Annotated in this window: 14 protein-coding genes; 6 read left to right on the forward strand and 8 right to left on the reverse strand. The window is 68.4% G+C overall.

Annotated elements, in window-relative coordinates:
* Window positions 1–88 precede the first annotated feature (88 nt).
* The 3 genes from valS to ABJK40_RS15580 all read left to right on the forward strand — a co-directional run bounded on the left by valS (window position 89) and on the right by ABJK40_RS15580 (window position 5,038).
* Complete coding sequence (valS, locus tag ABJK40_RS15570; protein ID WP_348479833.1) at window positions 89–2,665, forward strand: valine--tRNA ligase; 2,577 nt, start codon at window positions 89–91, stop codon at window positions 2,663–2,665.
* 136 nt (window positions 2,666–2,801) lie between these two features.
* Complete coding sequence (locus tag ABJK40_RS15575) at window positions 2,802–3,506, forward strand: L,D-transpeptidase (RefSeq protein WP_348479832.1); 705 nt, start codon at window positions 2,802–2,804, stop codon at window positions 3,504–3,506.
* A gap of 74 nt (window positions 3,507–3,580) precedes the next feature.
* Window positions 3,581–5,038, forward strand: a complete 1,458-nt coding sequence (locus tag ABJK40_RS15580) for an LCP family protein (RefSeq protein WP_348479831.1) — start codon at window positions 3,581–3,583, stop codon at window positions 5,036–5,038.
* Between the two features lie 45 nt (window positions 5,039–5,083).
* Here ABJK40_RS15580 and ABJK40_RS15585 read toward each other — a convergent pair whose 3' ends face one another.
* The 6 genes from ABJK40_RS15585 to ABJK40_RS15610 form a co-directional block, all read right to left on the reverse strand.
* Window positions 5,084–5,908: a vWA domain-containing protein gene (locus ABJK40_RS15585; RefSeq protein ID WP_348479830.1), complete on the reverse strand. Its 825-nt coding sequence runs from the start codon at window positions 5,906–5,908 to the stop codon at window positions 5,084–5,086.
* 107 nt (window positions 5,909–6,015) lie between these two features.
* Entirely contained in the window at window positions 6,016–7,029 is a 1,014-nt protein-coding gene (locus ABJK40_RS15590) for a MoxR family ATPase (RefSeq protein WP_348479829.1), read from the reverse strand.
* Complete coding sequence (locus ABJK40_RS15595; RefSeq protein ID WP_348479828.1) at window positions 7,022–8,173, reverse strand: NDMA-dependent alcohol dehydrogenase; 1,152 nt, start codon at window positions 8,171–8,173, stop codon at window positions 7,022–7,024. Before ABJK40_RS15595 ends, ABJK40_RS15590 begins: the two co-directional genes overlap by 8 nt.
* Window positions 8,174–8,232: 59 nt before the next feature.
* On the reverse strand, window positions 8,233–8,940 hold the full coding sequence (locus ABJK40_RS15600; protein WP_348479827.1) for a hypothetical protein: 708 nt from the start codon (window positions 8,938–8,940) through the stop codon (window positions 8,233–8,235).
* 112 nt (window positions 8,941–9,052) lie between these two features.
* A complete protein-coding gene (locus ABJK40_RS15605; RefSeq protein WP_348479826.1) occupies window positions 9,053–9,904 on the reverse strand; it encodes an MBL fold metallo-hydrolase in 852 nt (283 codons plus the stop codon).
* Window positions 9,905–10,086: 182 nt separating this feature from the next.
* On the reverse strand, window positions 10,087–11,199 hold the full coding sequence (locus ABJK40_RS15610) for an NDMA-dependent alcohol dehydrogenase (protein WP_348479825.1): 1,113 nt from the start codon (window positions 11,197–11,199) through the stop codon (window positions 10,087–10,089).
* A 195-nt stretch (window positions 11,200–11,394) separates the two neighbouring features.
* Here ABJK40_RS15610 and ABJK40_RS15615 point away from each other — a divergent pair, with 195 nt between their 5' ends.
* Window positions 11,395–11,925 (forward strand): hypothetical protein, encoded by a 531-nt coding sequence (locus ABJK40_RS15615; protein WP_348479824.1) that lies wholly within the window; start codon window positions 11,395–11,397, stop codon window positions 11,923–11,925.
* 59 nt (window positions 11,926–11,984) lie between these two features.
* On the opposite strand, the gene ABJK40_RS15620 is transcribed toward ABJK40_RS15615, so the two are convergent.
* Window positions 11,985–15,008, reverse strand: coding sequence for an insulinase family protein (locus ABJK40_RS15620; RefSeq protein ID WP_348479823.1), 3,024 nt, complete (start codon window positions 15,006–15,008; stop codon window positions 11,985–11,987).
* A gap of 10 nt (window positions 15,009–15,018) precedes the next feature.
* Window positions 15,019–15,600: a bifunctional precorrin-2 dehydrogenase/sirohydrochlorin ferrochelatase gene (locus tag ABJK40_RS15625; RefSeq protein WP_348479822.1), complete on the reverse strand. Its 582-nt coding sequence runs from the start codon at window positions 15,598–15,600 to the stop codon at window positions 15,019–15,021.
* A gap of 157 nt (window positions 15,601–15,757) precedes the next feature.
* Here ABJK40_RS15625 and ABJK40_RS15630 point away from each other — a divergent pair, with 157 nt between their 5' ends.
* A complete protein-coding gene (locus ABJK40_RS15630) occupies window positions 15,758–17,569 on the forward strand; it encodes an NADPH-dependent assimilatory sulfite reductase hemoprotein subunit (protein WP_348479821.1) in 1,812 nt (603 codons plus the stop codon).
* Window positions 17,566–18,294, forward strand: coding sequence for a uroporphyrinogen-III C-methyltransferase (gene cobA / locus ABJK40_RS15635; RefSeq protein WP_348479820.1), 729 nt, complete (start codon window positions 17,566–17,568; stop codon window positions 18,292–18,294). The genes ABJK40_RS15630 and cobA overlap by 4 nt, the downstream gene beginning before the upstream one ends.
* The last annotated feature ends 42 nt before the right edge of the window (window positions 18,295–18,336 follow it).

Here is an 18,336-nt window from a genome sequence, read left to right on the forward strand (position 1 = left end):
GGGTCGTGGCGGCGCCGTGCGCGGACGCGCCGAACGGTGCGCAACACGGCGTTCCCGCTCGCACGGTGGTCGGTAGCCTCCGAACCGTATGACGAACATTCCGGACCGGCCGACACTCGACGGCATCGAGGACCGCTGGGCCGCACGGTGGGACACCGACGGCACCTACGACTTCGACGCCACGGCGGTCCGAGCGGACGTCTTCTCCATCGACACGCCGCCGCCCACGGTCAGCGGTTCGCTGCACGTCGGCCACGTGTTCAGCTACACCCACACCGACACCATCGCCCGGTACCAGCGAATGGCGGGCAAGTCGGTCTTCTACCCGATGGGCTGGGACGACAACGGCTTGCCCACCGAGCGTCGCGTGCAGGCGTACTACGGCGTCCGGTGCGATCCATCGGTGCCCTACGAGGCAGGATTCGAGCCGCCGTTCCGCGGTGACCCGCCCAAGAAGCACCAGGCGATCCCCGTCTCGCGCCCGAACTTCCTGGAACTGTGCGACGAACTCGTCGAGATCGACGAGGAACTGTTCGAGCGCCTGTTCCGTCGACTCGGCCTCAGCGTCGACTGGTCGCTGAAGTACGCCACGATCGACGAACGTTCGCGTCGCGTCAGCCAGCGCGCGTTCCTCCGCAACGTCGCACGCGGCGAGGCCTACACGCAGGAGGCACCGACACTGTGGGACATCGACTTCCGCACCGCTGTCGCTCAAGCCGAGATCGTCGACCGGAACCGGCCGGGCGCGTATCACAAGATCGCGTTCGCCAAGTCGGACGGGTCGGGTTCGATCGAGATCGACACCACCCGCCCCGAGTTGCTCGCTGCGTGCGTGGCACTGGTGGCGCACCCTGACGACGAACGCTTCCAGCCCCACTTCGGCACCACGGTGAGAGTGCCGATCTACGGCCAGGAAGTCGAGGTGCGCGCCCACGAACTCGCGCAGCCCGACAAGGGCACCGGCATCGCGATGATCTGTACGTTCGGCGACACCACCGACGTCACGTGGTGGCGCGAACTCGCCCTCGACATGCGCGTGATCATCGGCCGCGACGGCCGCATCCTGCCCGACACGCCAGCGGGCGTCGACGCCACCGCATACGCCGAGATCGTCGGCAAGTATCCGAACCAGGCCCAGAAGATCGTCGTCGACGCGCTGACCGAGTCGGGCGAACTGATCGGCGACATCCGCACGATCGACCACGACGTGAAGTTCTACGAGCGGGGCGAACGCCCGCTCGAAGTGGTCACGTCTCGCCAGTGGTACATCCGCAACGGCGGCAAGGACACCGACCTGCGTGCCGCGCTGGTGGGCCGCAGTGGTGACGTCACGTGGCACCCCGAGCACATGCGCCACCGCTACGAGAACTGGGTCGAAGGCCTGAACAGCGACTGGCTCGTGTCGCGCCAGCGCTTCTTCGGCGTTCCCATCCCGGTGTGGTACCGACTCGACGACGCCGGCGAGCCGATGTACGACACCCCGCTGGTGCCCGACGAGTCGATCCTCCCGATCGATCCGTCGACGGACGTGCCCGACGGTTTCACCGCCGACCAGCGCGATCAGCCGGGCGGGTTCGCCGGCGACCCCGACATCTTCGACACGTGGGCCACGTCGTCGCTCACCCCGGAGATCGCCGGACTGTGGGAAGAGGCGGGCGCCGACCTGTTCGATCGGGTCTTCCCGTTCGACATGCGGCCACAGGGCCACGACATCATCCGCACCTGGCTGTTCTCGACCATGACACGCAGCCATCACGAGTTCGACGTGGCACCGTGGAAGCACGCCGCTCTGTCGGGTTGGATCCTCGACCCCGACCGCAAGAAGATGGGCAAGTCGACCGGCAACGCGCAGACCCCCGAGGGGATGCTCGAGCAGTTCGGCACGGACGCCGTTCGCTACTGGTCGGCCTCCGGGCGACCAGGTGTGGACACGACGTTCAGCGAGGACCAGATGAAGGTCGGCCGCAAGCTGGCCAACAAACTGCTCAACGTGTCCAAGTTCGTCCTGTCCGTCGAGCCCGACGACGGCAGCGGCGTGGACATGGACGCATCGCTCGCGCTCACGGTCACCGATCCGATCGACCGGTCGATGCTGGCGAAACTCGACGCCGTGATCGTCGAGGCGAGCACGGGCTACGACAACTTCGACTACGCCCGCGCCCTGGAGCGGACCGAGTCGTTCTTCTGGTGGTTCTGCGACAACTACGTCGAGCTGGTCAAGAACCGCGCCTACGAGGCCATGGGCCCCGACGCAGCGGCATCGGCACGACGAGCGCTGCGCGAGGCACTCTCGTCGATCCAACGGCTGTTCGCCCCGATCCTCCCCTTCGCCACCGAGGAGGCCTGGAACTGGTGGAACGAGTCGAGCGTCCACGCACAGTCGTGGCCGCTGCCCGTCGGGCTCGACGGCGACGCAGCACTCATCGACGCTGCGATCGATGCACTGACGCTCGTGCGTCGCGCCAAGTCCGAAGCCAAGGTCAGCCAACGCGCCGATGTCGATTCCGTGACGATCACGGCGCCCGGTGCGCTCCGTGCCGCACTCGAAGCCGGCCGGGCCGATCTCGCGGCCGCCGGCTCGATCGCCGAGATCACGATCGTCGAGGGCGGTGCCGGCGACTCACTGACCTGCGACGTCGTCATCGCGTCGACCGGCGCGGGCTGATCCGACACCGGTTCGACCACGACCATCCGAGTCGGATGTCGCCCATACGGTTGCCGTTCGGATCGTTTTCGATTACACTCGTGTAGTTTGCAATTGGGTGACGATCGACACGCTCGATCCGCTAGCGTCGTCGCCCATGCGGACGAGCGTTGGGAACTTTCGCACCCGAGTCGGTGCGGTCGCGGTGGCGGTCGCTTCGGTCCTGTCGATCGGAACGACCACGTTCGCGGTGGACGACGCGCCCGACTCCACCGCAGCCCCGGCGCTGCCGGTGATCGCCGACACGACGACCACCGAAGCGCTCGGCAACCCGGCCGACGTCGACGACGCCGTTCCAGCCTCACGACCGGGCACGACCGTCCAGACCCAGACCCCGCCTCCCCCACCCACGACGACCACGACCACACTGCCCCCACCTCCGCCGCCCGATGCGCTTCCGGCCGGGTCCGGCACCGGGCGTCGCGCCGTGTACTCCAAGTCCCAGCAGCGGGTGTGGGCCGTGTCCGACTCGGGTGAGGTGCTCAAGACCCACCGCATCTCGGGCAAGCTCAAGTACTGCGACCCGTACCCGGGCACGTACACCGTGTATTCCCGATCGCGCTACACCAACTCGATCCAGAACCCCGTCATCAAGTGGGGCTACATGATCCGCTTCACGAAGGGCTGCAACGGCGGCAACATCGGCTTCCACGAGATCCCGAAGAAGTACGGCCAGCCGGTCCAGTCGATCTCCCAACTCGGTCAGCCGCTGTCCGACGGCTGCGTCCGACAGGCCACCTCCGATGCGATCTGGATGTGGAACTGGGCCGGCGTCGGGACGAAGGTCGTCGTCCTCGGCTGAACCGTGCCTCCGGGTCCGTCGATGACGGACCCGACGGGAACCATGCCGCTGCACTCGGTATCGTCTTCTGCTTCATGGCCTGGACATCCCGCTCGTCGAGATCTGCGACCTCGAAACCGAAGGTCGAACTCGACGACGACCGCCCGAAGCTGAAGCGGACGTGGCCGCAACGCCTCGTCATCGCCGTTCTCGGCGTCGCTGCGGTCGGCAGTTTCGGTGCGTCGGCGAGTGCCTGGTTCGTCCAGCGGCAACTCGAGGACCGCGTCATCGTGCAGCTCGACTCCCTCGAGGTCGACACCGGCAACGCACCGGATGGACCGACGACGGGTGACACGGGTGACGATGCCGCAGCAGCGGCCGACGGCGCTCCGGTGACGGCGGCGACCGACGATCCGCAACCCGTCGAGACCTTCCCGCCTGCCGAACCCGGCGCGCGCAACATCCTCATCACCGGTGCCGACAACAACGCCTGCCTCGACCCCGATTCGCCGTACGCCCCGGCGTTCGGTGACCGCGAGAACATCGGCGAGCGATCCGACACGATCATGATGTGGCGGGTCAACCCCGCCACCAAGCAGGTCGCCGTCCTCTCGTTCCCTCGCGACCTCTGGCTGAGGATCGACGGGAGGTCCAGCAAGGACCGGATCAACGCGGCGTACACCCGCGACGATCCGCAGCGCCTGATCAACACGATCCAGCAGAACTTCGGGATCGAGACCGACCACTTCGTCCAGGTCGACTTCTGCGCGTTCAAGGAACTCGTCGACGCCGTCGGCGGCGTCGCCGTTCCGTTCGCGACCGGCGTGCGCGACGGCAACACCGGCCTCGCCGTGCCCCCGGAGTCCATCGTCGACGGGTGCTTCACGTTCAGCGGCGAACACGCGCTGGCCTACGTGCGCAGCCGCAAGCTCGAGTACTTCGATCCCGGGACGCAGACGTGGAAGCGTGACGGCACCTCCGACCTCGGGCGCATCACACGACAGCAGGACTTCATCCGCCGTGTCGGTGACCAACTGATCGCGAACGCCTTCTCGCCGAGCGTCGTGCGGTCGCTGCTCGACGTCAGCCGCCAGTACATCGTCACCGACGCCGGGCTCACACCGGAGAAGATCCTCGAACTGTCCGGTGTGCTCGCCAACTCCGACCCGGCCGACATCACGACGTATCAGGTCGAGGCACGGGGCACGACGATCCAGGGCAACTCGGTGCTCGAGCCGCAACTCGGTGGCGACAACATGCAGGCCGTCCTGGCGCTGTTCCGCGGCGAGGTCACCCTGGCGGAGCGGCCCGAGCAGAGTGCCGACGTGAACACGGCCACGGAGGACGAATTGCCCGACGGCGAGACCACGGCTCCGAGCACGACGGTCCCGGTCGTCGACCCGGACACGACGACGACCACGACGCCGACCACCGCCACGATCGTCGACGACTCCGTGCCCGACGAAGCCGTGCCGTTCGAGGCGATCCCCGAGGTCGACGTCGAGGAGAACCCGCTGGGGTACTTCCCTGACGGCGACGTCTCCTGCGGCTGACGCCCGAGCGTCTGTCAAACGTTGTCTGACACCGTTCGACAGGGTTCAGTCGAGAACGCGGGTGAGTGCTTCGGCGGCGTCGGACGGACCGGACACGGTCGTGATCCTGGCCCCGACGGCCGCAGCGAGAGCCTCGGCCTCCTCGCTGTCCGACTCGGGGGCGATGATCACCAACTCGTCGAGCCCACCTGCCGCTGCGATCGCATCGCCGTCGACCGTCGACCGGCAGTCGGACAGCAACACGGCGACCTTGCGGCCCGCGGTCGAGCGCGACAACTGGTCCCGCGCCGCCATCAGCGCGCCTGCCACGTCCGTCGTTCCGAATCCGCGCAACGCCAGGACGGAGTCGACCACTCCCTCGTTCGACTTGGCCACGTCCTGCGACTTGGCCGCCACGACGTCCTTGCCGAACGTGAGCACCGAGTAGTCGTCGGGTGCCCGCCAGGCCACGGCCGATGCGGCGACCGCATTCGTGGCGAGCGGCTTGCCTCCCATCGAACCGCTGCGGTCGACGAGGAGGCAGATCGCGGTGCCGGGCTTGGCCCACGCCGTCACCCGCAGATCGTCGGGGTCGACCGCCGACGCCGAGGCGCGTGCCGTGACGATCGCATCGAGGCTGGCGTCGACGTCGAGGTCGCCCACGTCCGGGCGGTAGCGCTGCGTGCGGAGCTTGCCGGTGCCACGCGGGCGCGTCGGGCCGCGCCGCGCCACGTCGAGGAACAGACGCCCGGCGAGTCGTCGGGCGAGCTCACGCAGCACCGGGTCGGTGGCTCCGGTGAGGTCGGCGAGCATGGCGAGCATCTCGTCGGGATCGTCGCCCATCGCCTCCTCGACGGCCGCTTCGTCGAGCTCGCCGACCTCGGGCGACACCTCCTCGAAGTTCGGCTGCTGCGCCAGTTCTCGACGCGACGTCGTCTTGCGACGTGCTGAAGCGACTTCGTCGTCGGCCGCGTCACCCTCCTTCGCCGGAGGCGACTTCAGGGGGAGCTCGTGGCCCCGATCGGGGCTCCAGCTTTTCCCTCGTCGCCACCGTCGCTCTCCGCCGAACTCCGCCCGAAGACGGACTCCCACAACTCGGTCACGATCTGCTCGGGCGTCCGCGTCGTGCCCTCACGCACCCGGATCCGACCCGACAGCGCCACGAGCGCTGCGTCGAGCGACGCGCTCGGAGAGCCGATGTCGACGCCTCGCAACTCGGCCAACGAACCTGCGACGAACACCATGTCGATCGCACCGCGGATCGACGAGCCGACGCGCACGTCGGGGTGCTCGCGTGTCGCCCGCACCAGGTCGACGACCAGCGCGACCCAGTCCGGTGACACCAGCCCGTCCGCGACGCCGTTCGAACCGGGCCGTGCGCCATCGGGTCCGGTCGCGACGGCGCGCTGCACGATCATGACCTCGTCGGCCACGGACTGGTAGCTCACGGCGATCCGACACATCCGGTCGTAGACCGCACCGGAGATCCGAGCCGTGCCCACGGCGTCGAACGGATTCATCGCAGCGACGAGACGGAAGCCGGGCGCCGCCTCCAGCCGACCGAGTCTCGGGACGGTGATCTCACGTTCGCTCATCACCGTGATCAACACGTTGAGCGTCTCCTCGGGGACGCGGTTGAGTTCCTCGATGTAGAGCAGCGACCCGTCGCGCAGCGCCGAGGCGAGCGGCCCCGGTACGAACACGTCGGGGTCGTACCCGTCGCTGAGCACTCGAGCCGGGTCGAAGTGCCCCACCACCCGCGCCGGCGTGAGCTCGGCGTTGCCCTCGACGAACTCGAAGCCGATGCCCAGTTCGCGTGCGACGGCGCGCAGCAGCGTCGACTTGCCCGTCCCGGGTGGGCCCTCGATCACGATGTGGCGGTCGGATGCGATGGCGGCGACCGTCAACTCGATCTCGCGCACTCGCCCGACAACGTCGCCTCGCAGCCGCTCGACGAGGGCGTGCAGCCCGCCGTTCGACTCGGCGTCGGCGACCGGCTCGAATTCACGCATGCAGCACGACCCCACGGATGTTCTCGCCGTCGCGCATCGCCCGATAGCCCTCGTTGATCTCGTCGAGCGAGTAGGTCCTGGTGATCAGCTCGTCGAGCTTCAACGTGCCCGCCCGGTACATCGACAGCAGCCGCGGGATGTCGGCACGCGGGTTGAGCGAACCGAAGATCGTGCCCTTGATCTCCTTGTTCCACATCGCCAGTTCGAACAGGTTGACCGAGGACTCCCCCTGGGTCATCGGTGCGATCGCCGTGACGACGATCGTGCCGCCCTTGCCGGCGAGGGCCATGCCCATCGCCATCATCTCGCCGTGCAACACGCCGGGCGTCATGATCACCCGCTCGGCCATGTGCCCCCACGTCATCTCCTGCACGGCGGGGAAGGCCTCCTCCATCGACGCGTACGTGTGGGTGGCGCCCATCTCCATCGCCTGCTCACGCTTGAACTCGACCGGGTCGACGGCGATCACCCGTTGTGCACCCGCCGCTGCGGCGCCCTGCACCGCGTTGATGCCGATCCCCCCGATGCCGACCACGACGACGGTGTCGCCCGCCTGTGTGCCGGCGCGTTCGGTCGCCGAGCCGAACCCGGTGGCCACACCGCACGACACGAGCGCCACCGCTTCGAGCGGGAGGTCGTCGTCGACCTTGATCACCGATTCCTCGGCCACACACGAGAACTGGGAGAAGGTGCCGAGCTTGGCGAACAGGTTGAGGTCGGTGCCGTCCCCGAGGCGGTGGCGGCTCGTCCCGTCGGTGATCATCCCCTTCTTGAACGTGCCACCACTCGAATCACACAGGTTCTGGCGCCCGGTCGAGCAGTACCGGCAACGTCCGCACGACGGGACGAACGACGCCGACACGTGATCGCCGACGGCCACGCTGCGCACGCCCGGCCCGACCTCGACGACGATGCCGGCGCCTTCGTGACCTCCGATCAGCGGCCACAGGTTCTCGATCCCGGCCAACTCCCACATCTCTTCGGGCGGCGCCATGTCGCCGGTGACCATGTGTTCCTCGCTGTGGCACAGGCCGGCGGCCTTCCACTCGACGAGCACCTCGCCCGCCCGGGGTCCGTCGACTTCGATGTCGACGACCTCCCACGCCTGATCGGTACCGCTGATGATCGCTGCACGTGACTTCACCGGGCCGAAACTACTGGTGCCCGCCGGTCGGCGAGTCATCGGCCGCGGCCCTCGCGGGCCTACGCCCCGGGCGTCACGAACGGCTTGACCACGTTGATGTACTGCTCCTCGGTCGGAGCGTTGAAGTACTGCGTTTCGCCCTCGTCGACGAACACGAAGGTGGGGCAGTCCGCCTCGACGGCTTCGACGGTCTCGGACCCCAACGACGTCCCGGTCGTGGCCTCGTGGATGGTCACCTCGTACGTCACGTCGACGATCTCGAGCGTCGTGACCGAGCCGTCGTCGCCCTCGAGGTCGCACATGATCCCGGTCGGCGCCGTGCCCGAACGGACCGCGCAGACGACGAGTTCGGTCGGAACGATCTCGCTGCTGTTCTCGAAGTCGGCGTCGGTCTGGACATTCCACCCCGCCGGAGCATTCGTGAGGTTGCGTTCGAAGACGAACCCGCTGTCGGACTCCTGCATCAGCACGAACGGATGCGGTCCGGGACCCTCCGAATACGGGGTCAGACCACCGAATCCGGTCTGGGTGGAGCACACCCGATCGAGGTCGCTGAGGAACTGCGGCACATCGTCCGCGAGTGCGGTGTCGCCCTCGGGCGCGGCACTCTGCGCACCGTCGCTCCCCTCGTCGTTCGCCGTGTCATCCACCGCATCGGCTTCATCACCCGCTTCGTCGTCGGTGCCGTCGGCGTCTCCGCCGCTCGACCCGCCACATGCCGTGAGGGCGACAGCGGTGAGGATCGCGAAGGTGATTCGGGTTCTCATGAAGGTCTCCTGATGTCGTGGGCCCGCTGCTCGGACCTCTCGACGGGAACCTACGGATCGACCGTGAACGCGCCGTGATCGACTGGGCTCACCGGCCGCACCTCACGTCGATTCAGACGAGGGCGGCGAGCTTGGCGGCCACGTCGTCGGTGACGGGTGGGCCGCCGTGACCGAAGGCGGCGACCGACGGCATCAACGCAGCCAACGTGGCGACGGACGTGTTCGCCGTGGCCATGTCGGGCGTGAAGTCGGGATTCGCACCCGTGAGGCCACCCTGCCCGTCACCGTTGATCGCGTCGCCGGCGACGAGGATGCCGGTGGCGGTGTCGAACAGCGAGATGCTTCCGGGAGTGTGTCCCGGGGTGCCGATGATGCCCATGCCGAACACCTCGTCGCCGTCGTCGACCTCGGTGAGCGTGAGCGACGACCGGATCGATCCGATGTCGGCGGCGCCTGCGTAGACGGTCGCGTTCGACAGGTCCCCTTCCAGGCCGGCGAGGCCGCCGGCGTGATCGCCGTGGTTGTGGGTCAGGACGATGTGGCCCACCATTGCGGGCGTCACCGACATCGCATCGAGCCCGGCGAGGATCGCATCGCGACTGCCCGAGGTGCCGGTGTCGACGATGGCCACCTCGTTGCCGCGCACCAGGACGTACGCCGACACGAAGCCGAGCGACACGTGCTGCAACTGCAACCGACCCGCCGGGTTCGCCTCCGGGTCCTGATCGGAGGTCGTTCCACCGGAACCGTTCGTCTCCTCGGGGTCGGTCGTCGAACCGGCGGCCGACCCGCCCGGTGGCGTGGATCCCGTCGAGGAAGTCGTGCCGGCATCGGTCGACGCCGCACCGGAATCCGACGATCCCGCGCAGGCGCCGAGGAGGATGATTCCGATGCCACCGGCGCCGAGGTCGGTGATCACCGAGCGACGTGTCATGCGGCGGGAGGACGAGAGGCGGGGTGTCACGAGTGCGACCGTAGGCCACGACGTCGTCGGCCATCCATCGTCGATCGCACGTGTTTCGTCAACGGTTCCGAATCGGCTCGGCGCGCACCCTTCCGTCGGGTGCGCCGTCGGATCCACCGACGGCCGAGAACGACGAACGGCGCCCGGCCGAAGCCAGGCGCCGTCCACGAGATCGCAGGGGATCAGGCGTACTTCATGACACCGCGGATGTTCTTGCCCGCACGCATGTCGTCGTAGCCGTCGTTCACGCCGTCGAGCGTGTACTCCTGGGTGACCAGTCCGTCGAGATCGAGCTGGCCGTCACGGTAGAGACCGATCAGCTTCGGGATGTCCGAGCGGGCATTGCCCGAACCGAACAGCGAGCCGACGACCTGCTTCTCCATCAGCGTGAGGTCGAGCAGGCTCACGTTCGCCGACATCTCCGCGGCCGGATGGATGTTGGTGACCACGACACGACCACGCTTCGCGGTCAGGGCCAGCGCCTCGATCAGCACGTCACCCTGACCGACACCCATGGTCATGATGACCTTGTTCGCCATGGTGCCCCACGACGCCTGGCCGAGCGGCTCCATCGCCTCGGCCATCGAGGCCGCCGTGTGCGTGGCGCCGAACTCCATCGCCTTCTCGCGCTTCGACTCGACCGGGTCGATCGCCCAGATCTGCTTCGCTCCGGCGAGCTTCGCTCCCTGGATCGCGTTGGCGCCGATGCCACCGACCCCCACGACGGCGACGATGTCGCCCGGCTTCGTCTCGGCGGCGTACACGGCGGAACCCCAGCCCGTCACGACGCCGCAGCCCAGCAGACACGCCTTGTCGAGTGGGACGTCGTCGTCGATCTTGATGCAGCTCGCCTCGTTCACGACGGTGTGATGGGCGAAGGTGCCGAGCAGGCACATCAGACCGAGGTCCTTGCCCTGGGCGTGGTGGCGCGACGTACCGTCGGTGATCTGCTTGCCGAGTCCGAGCACGGCGCCCAGGTCGCACAGGCTCTGGTGGCCGGTCGAGCAACTGTGGCACCGGCCGCAGGACGGGATGAATCCGAACACCACGTGGTCTCCGACGGCCAACCAACTCACGCCTTCGCCCACGGCCTCGATGACGCCGGCGCCCTCGTGGCCGCCGATGATCGGGAGCTCGAACGGCAGGTCGCCGGTGACGAGGTGCTCGTCGGAGTGGCACATGCCCGAGGCTGCGAGCTTGACGCGCACCTCACCCGGGCCCGGGTCGTCGAGTTCGATGTCCTCGACGCTCCACGGCGTGTCGGTTTCCCAGAGAATCGCTGCTTTGGTCTGCATTCCCCGAGAGTACGCCACGTGCCGCCCGACACGTCAACGGGAGCGACCAGGAGCGAACATCGTCGGTCGCGCCGTTGCCGTCGGTCGTCACGGCCGGCGGGCGCCAGAGCCGACGAGCCGACTCCGGTCGCTCGGGCCGGGACTCGACGCGTAGATGGGGCCAACTGTGGAGTACCCCGCTGGCATGATGGCCACATGGACGGCAGCGACCAGACCGACGCACTCTTCTCCGACGCGCTGCTGTCGATGATCCGCGACATGAGTGACTCCGAGTTGCACGACGTGGCCGAGATCGTTCGTCAGGCGCAGATCGAGCGGGCGGTCGGCAGCGGAGACGAGGACGCGATCATCGCCAACGCCTTCGAGACCGCCTTCGGCCGTGACGGGCTGGGCGTGTTGCCGTGGGTCGAAGGCAACGTCGTGGTGTGCCCGGGCGGCATGGTGTCGAAGTCGAAGGCCAGCCACCGATGCCGGTTCGTGAGCGTCGACGACACGTGGATCTGGGAATCGCACCTGCTGCTGCGCGAGGACAAGCGATCGTCACCGGGTACCGACGAGGGCTTCCGCGCCGTTGCGCTGCTGCCGCTCGTCGACGGCACGGGACTCGACGTCGTCACGGGCAAGGCCCGCCAGGGCCAACACTCCGTCGACCACGTCGTCAGCTACGAGATCCGCGCCGGCGAACTCGTCGAGGTCTCCCAACGCACCGTCCAGCAGCGTCACTGACCCGGTCGGCCCGACCGATCGACGAATTCGCTGTCGCCGACCCGGTCGGGTCCGCGACCTCAGGCACGCGGGGTGACGCGCACTTCGATGTACCGATCGAGGTCGATCCACGCGTCGAAGGCGTCGGCCACCTCGGCCTCGGTGATGGTGTCGATCAGCAGCGCCCCGTCGACGAAGTCGTCGAAGGACGCATTGCCGTCGGGGTCGACCAACACGTCGAGCACCTCCTCGTTGATCTGCACGTTGTTGATGAAGTTCAGCTTCTCGGCGACGGTGCTCACGGCGTTGGAGAACTCACGCTCGCTCGAGCCCTCGGTGCGGAGTTCGTCGAGTTGGCCGAGTACCGCGCTGGACACGTCGTCGACGAGGTCGGGAGCGGTCGACACCGAGATGTACAGCTCGGTCGAGGGCTGCGCTCCGTCACCCAGGTCGAGTTGCGCGAACGGCGAGTAGGAGTCACCCAGTTCCTCCCGGATGAAGTCCGTCAGGCGGTTGCCGACGAGTTCCCGGACGACCGAGGCGATCACGTCGTCACGCCGATCCGACGTGGCGGTACCCGTGAACAGGAACGACACGTTCGCCGTGTCCCCCTGCCCACCCTCGGCCTCGGCGACGACCACGCCCGGCGGCGGAGGCGGTTCCACGGCCCGCTGGGTGCCGATTGCCGTGCTCTGGTTGGGGATCGACCCGATGTAGCGCCGGGCGAGGTCGGTCACCTCGTCGATGTCGAAGTCCCCACTCAGCGCGAACGACCACGGCCGCTGCTCCAGCCCGAAGGCTCCGCGGGCGAGTTCCTCGATCCCCGTCACGTCGGCGCTGGCGAGCGACTCGGGCGTGGGCAACAGGTAGCGCACGTCGTCGTAGCGGGCGTCGAGGAGCGCGTCGAACTCGGCGTAGCCGGCATCGATGGTCGGGTCGAGGGCGAAGGGCAACTCGTCGTCGACGTAGCGGTCGACGGCGGTCTGGTCGACCCGCGGGTCGGTCATCAACAGGTGGACGAGTTGGAACAGCACTTCGAGATCGGCGGTCGACGCCGTGCCCGACATCTCGTTGGTGAGCGGAGTCATCTCCGGGAACAGCGCCACCGACTTGTCGTCCAGGAAGGCGGCCAGAGCAACCGGGTCGAACTCACCCGCACCGCTGTCGGCCACGACCGCCCCCAGCGCCTGGCCGTCGGCGACCGACCCGTCGGGGACGAAGCTCAACCCGCCGGGGCTGCGCGCCGACAGGAACACCTCGTTGTCGACGATGTCCGTGGTGTTCAACGAGACCCGGGCGCCGTTGGCGAACTCGAGCACGGTCGGGTCGAGCGCCGACGTGAACGGGTCGGTCGCCAGCTGCTCGACGCTCACCTCCTCGACGGGGTCAGGGCGTTCGATCAACGAGTCGCCGATCGCCTCGTCGTCGGGACGGGGTTCGAGGTCGCGAACGGCGGCTGCGACGATCGTGTCGACGATCACCTCGGAGTCGACGACATCGCCCGCCTCGGCGGTCGGCACGGCGACGAACGCGTGTGCACCGGTCGTGCGGTAGAGGTCGACCAGACCGAACGCGACGGTCTCGGCGGTGGCACGATCGAGCACCTCGTTGACGAAGTCGTACTCCCGCTGGGCCGGTACGTACCACTCACCCTCGAGCACGTGGCGGGTGTACTCGTCGGCGAAGGAGGTGTCCTGGCGCGACTCGCGACCGTCGAAGTTCCGCTGTGTGGCCGCACGTCGCGACGCGATCGCCCGTTCCAGTTCCGCCGGCGTCACACCGAAGCGAGCGACCCGTTCGAACTCGTCGACGATCGCCGTGACGGAGGCCACGACCGATGATCCGTCGGTGTCGACGGTGATCTCGGGTGCGGTCAACAACCGCACGAACGAACTCGAACCCGCTGACGCCCGCTCGAACGGAGCGTCGCCGCGCAGAGCGTCGTTGTCCAGGCGGGTGGCCACGATGTCGAGTGCCAGGCCGTCGAGGATCGAGCGTTGCGCCTCGGCTTCGAGTGCCGTCGGCGCGACGGCCGACGGCAGGCTGAGCGCCACGAATCCCTCTGCCAGATCCGGGTCGTCCACGATCTCGACGCGTGCGTCCGGCGACGGCTCGACGAGCAGATCGACCCGCTCCGGATCTGCGCCGCGCGACTCCACGTCGGAGAAGCGGGTCGCGATCTCCTCGACGATCGCGGCGGCGTCGATGTCGCCGACGACCACGATCGCCGCGTTGTCCGGCCGGTACCAGTCGTCGTAGTAGCGCCGCAGGGCGTCGGGTGTGATGGTCTCGATCGCCTCGCGCCCGCCGATCGGAATGTGGCCCTCGTACGGCGAACCGGCGAGGAGGAAGGTGGCGAAGCGGTCGAACACCCGACCGCTCGACGTCTCGGTGCGCGCACGCCATTCGTCGAGCACGATCCCCCGCTCGGCCTCGACGTCGACCGGGTCGAGTGTCGCCGCGGACAACCAGTCCTCCAGGATGTCGAGCGCCGTACCGACCGCCTCGGGCGCGTCGGGGACGTTGAGGGTGTAGATCGTCTCGTCGTAGCTCGTGCTGGCGTTGATGTCGGCGCCGAACGCTGCACCGAAGCTGCGCAGCACGTCGATGAGTTCGTTCTTCGGGAAGCGTTCGGTGCCGTTGAACAGCATGTGTTCGAGGAAGTGTGCGCCCCCGACCTGGTCGTCCGCCTCGAGGCCCGAGCCGGCGTCGACCACGAGACGCAGTTCGACCTTGCCGCCGGGGTTGTCGTTGGACCGCACGAGGTAGCGCAACCCGTTGTCCAGCGTTCCGGTCGCGGTGTCGGGGTCGCCCCCGCCGAGTTCGGGCAGCCTGGCCGGGTCGGGTGCGACGACGCTTCCGGGAGGACCGTCCCGGTCGGGAACGGTGTCGGGCGACGTGCCGGGGTTCGGGACCGACGTCGAACTCGACGGGTTCGTCGGCATCGTCGACGAACCGTCGCCGTCCATCGACTGCTCGACCTGCACACCGGAGTCCGACGTACACGCCGCGAGGAACACGGTCACGACGGTGAGTGCGGTGGCGGCCCGTCGCGTCCCCGTCGACATCGCCCCGATCGACCGCCCGAACCGTCGCATCCGCATCGGCAGGACCTTACGAGTCGGCGAACAGTTCGCGGAGTCGTGGCGTCCAGTCGATGTCCTCGGTCGACCCGCCCGACTCCTGGACCGCACGACGTTCGGCAGCGAGCACGTCGGCGACCTCGGCCACCCGATCGTCGAGGATCTCCGCGAGACGATCTCGGAGGTAGCCCGCAAGGGCCGGGCTGGCCCCGTCGGTGCTGATCGCCCCGGTCACGCGGCCGGCTCGCGTGATCGCCGGCAGGATCCACTCGCAGTCGACGGGTTGGTCGGCTGCGTTGGTCCAGATGTTCCTGGCGCGCGCCGCCGTCGAGATCGCCTGGTCGACGTCGAAGTCGCCGGTGGCGGTGACCACGAGTCGCATGCCGTCGAGGTCCCCGTCGTCGAACGACTTCTCGCGCACCTCGGCCATGGCGGCCCGGTCGACGTGGTCACTGACCTCGGTGGCGACCAGTCGGACCTGCGCACCGGCCGCGACCAGACCCTCGGCCTTGCGTGCCCCGATCCGACCCCCTCCCACCACCAGCACCGCGACACCGTGGAGGTCGAGGAACACGGGATACGAGAACCTGGCAGTCGATTCCGTCGGCGACATCGCCCCAGCGTAGAGCCGTCGACGACCAGCGTCGTCGACACGAGGCCCGACAAATCCCGACAAACCCGACCTTTTTTGTCGGGATTTGATTGAATGGTCGAACCCTCGCCCAGGTCGGGACCAGACCCGGACACGGACATCGACGACGGAGTAGAGCATGAGCGCAGAGACCATCAAGATCGAGAGCGGGTACCTCGCGGGCACCATCGGTGAGGAACTGGCGAGCGATGCCGTCGACTTCGAGCACGATGCCGAACTCCTGCTGAAGTTCCACGGCATCTACCAACAGGACGACCGCGATGTCCGCCGGAGCCGCACGAAGGACAAGCTCCCGCTCGACTACTCGTGCATGGTCCGCGCCTCGGTCCCCGGCGGAATCATCACGACCGAGCAGTGGTTGGCCCTCGACCGGGTCGCCGGACTGGCCGACGACAAACTCCGTCTGACCACGCGCCAGGGCGTGCAGTACCACGTGGTGTACAAGAACGAGTTGAGCACGCTCGTGGCCGGCATCAACTCCTCGCTGCTCACCACCCTCGGAGCGTGCGGCGACGTCGTGCGCAACGTGATGGCCTGCCCGCTCCCCCACCCGGATCGGACCGCCGTGATCCAGCCCGTGGTCGACGAGATGGTCGCCCGCTTCCGCCCGCAGACCGAGTCGTACTGGGAACTCTGGGTCGACGGTGAGAAGGCAGTGTCCGCCGAGAAACCGGACAGGAAGCGGCGTTCGGACTTCGACGTCCTCGACTCGATCGACGACATCGAGCCGATCTACGGCACCGCCTACCTCCCTCGCAAGTTCAAGATCGCCATCGCCTGGCCCGGCGACAACTGCGTCGACATCTACACCAACGACGTCGGCATCGTGCCCACCCTCACCGACGGCACGAGCGGCGAGTTGACCGGGTTCGTCGTGCTCGCCGGCGGCGGGATGGGGATGAGCCACAACCGTCCCGACGACACGTACCCGCTGCTCGCCCAGCCGGTCGCCTGGGTTCCGCCCGCCGACCTCGGTCCGGTCGTCGAAGCCATCGTCACCACTCAGCGCGACCACGGCGACCGCGACGACCGCAGCCGTGCCCGCCTGAAGTACCTGCTCGAGGCACAAGGGATCGACTGGCTTCGCGATCAGATCACCGAGCGCACGGGCCTCACCCTCGCCGACCCCGTCGAACTCCCCGAGTGGGAGGTCGGCGCGCACCACGGCTGGCACGACATCCCATCGGAGACGAACGGAACCGCCTCGACGGGGCGAGGCACGATGACACTCGGGTTGCCGGTTCCGTCGGGCAAGGTGGCCGGCGGGCTGCGATGGGCCTTGAAGCGGCTCGTCGCCGACGGCGTGGTCGGTGAGTTGCGCGTCACGCCACGCCAGGACCTGCTCCTCGTCGGCATCGACCGGCGCGAGGTCGACACCGTCGAGAACCTGCTTCGCGCCAACGGCGTCCGTCTCGCATCGGACAACAGCGCGACCCGGAACCTCGCCATCGCCTGCCCGGCGCTCCCCACGTGTTCCAAGGCGCTGGGCGAAGCCGAGCGTGTGCTTCCCGACGTGGTCGACCGGTTGGAGAAGGTGCTCGCCGACACCGGCAACACCGGCCTCCCCCTGCGTCTGAACATGACCGGCTGCCCCAACGGGTGCTCGCGCCCCTATGCGGCAGAACTGGGCATCGTCGGGAGAACGAAGCGCGGCTACGACATCTTCGTCGGCGGCTCGCCGGCCGGCGACCGCCTCGCACGCAGCCTGCGCGCCGACGTTCCGTTGACCGACATCCCCGACCTGCTGCGCCCGCTGCTCGAACGTTTCAGCCACACGACCTCAGTCGACGGCTCACTCGACGGCACCGGACGCTCGCTGAGCTTCGGCGACTGGGCGGCGCAGCAGGACTGGGACGAACTCCTGGCGCTGCTCCCGCCCGACACGTCGCGCCGGGCGAAGCGTGCCGCATCCGTGGGTGCCGACTCGTGACCGTGTCGCTCGTCGGCGCCGGTCCCGGCGACCCCGACCTCCTCACCGTCAGGGCGGCGCGCCTGCTGGCGGACGCCGAGATCGTCGTCCACGACGCCCTCGTCGGTGACGGCGTGATGGCCCTGATCCCCGACCACGTCGAGCGGATCGACGTCGGCAAACGGGTCGGCCGACCGGTGCCCCAGGAGATGATCTCGGCGCTGCTCGTCGAACTGGGCGCGCAGGGCAAGCGCGTGGTCCGCCTCAAGGGCGGCGACCCGTTCGTGTTCGGTCGAGGCGGAGAAGAAGCGCTTGCGCTCCAGGCCGCAGGCGTCGAATATGACATCATTCCCGGCATCACCTCGTCGATCGCAGCTCCGGCTGCGGCGGGCGTCCCGGTGACGCATCGTGGAGTCTCCGCCGGCTTCACCGTCGTCACCGGGCACCGCCGTCCAGGCGAACCCGACATCGACTGGCGGTCGCTCGCCAAGGTCGGCACCACGGTCGTGATCCTCATGGGCGTCACGCACCGTGCGGCGATCGCCGACGAACTGATCGCCGGCGGGCTGCCCGGCGACACGCCCGTGGCCGCCGTGCGGTTCGCGACCACGAGCGACCAGGACGTCGTGCGGTGTGACCTCTCCGAACTCGGAGCGGCACCCGTCGAGTCTCCTGCGACGATCGTCGTCGGCGCCGTCGCTGCGTTCGACCTGCGCAGCGTCGCGAGCCTCGCCACCACCGCCTGACCCCTCTCCCACCACGGCCTCAGCGGTGTCGCGATCGAGCGA

It is taken from the genome of Ilumatobacter sp. (assembly GCF_039969435.1).
GTDB lineage: Bacteria > Actinomycetota > Acidimicrobiia > Acidimicrobiales > Ilumatobacteraceae > Ilumatobacter_A.

Excerpts from the sequence above, each read along its gene's own strand:
- ABJK40_RS15600 (WP_348479827.1), bottom strand. The coding sequence starts at position 8,940 with ATGAGAACCCGAATCACCTTCGCGATCCTCACCGCTGTCGCCCTCACG.
- ABJK40_RS15630 (WP_348479821.1), top strand. The coding sequence starts at position 15,758 with ATGAGCGCAGAGACCATCAAGATCGAGAGCGGGTACCTCGCGGGCACC.
- ABJK40_RS15625 (WP_348479822.1), bottom strand. The coding sequence starts at position 15,600 with ATGTCGCCGACGGAATCGACTGCCAGGTTCTCGTATCCCGTGTTCCTC.
- ABJK40_RS15590 (WP_348479829.1), bottom strand. The coding sequence starts at position 7,029 with ATGCGTGAATTCGAGCCGGTCGCCGACGCCGAGTCGAACGGCGGGCTG.
- ABJK40_RS15610 (WP_348479825.1), bottom strand. The coding sequence starts at position 11,199 with ATGCAGACCAAAGCAGCGATTCTCTGGGAAACCGACACGCCGTGGAGC.
- ABJK40_RS15615 (WP_348479824.1), top strand. The coding sequence starts at position 11,395 with ATGGACGGCAGCGACCAGACCGACGCACTCTTCTCCGACGCGCTGCTG.
- ABJK40_RS15620 (WP_348479823.1), bottom strand. The coding sequence starts at position 15,008 with ATGCGGATGCGACGGTTCGGGCGGTCGATCGGGGCGATGTCGACGGGG.
- ABJK40_RS15580 (WP_348479831.1), top strand. The coding sequence starts at position 3,581 with ATGGCCTGGACATCCCGCTCGTCGAGATCTGCGACCTCGAAACCGAAG.
- valS (WP_348479833.1), top strand. The coding sequence starts at position 89 with ATGACGAACATTCCGGACCGGCCGACACTCGACGGCATCGAGGACCGC.
- ABJK40_RS15575 (WP_348479832.1), top strand. The coding sequence starts at position 2,802 with ATGCGGACGAGCGTTGGGAACTTTCGCACCCGAGTCGGTGCGGTCGCG.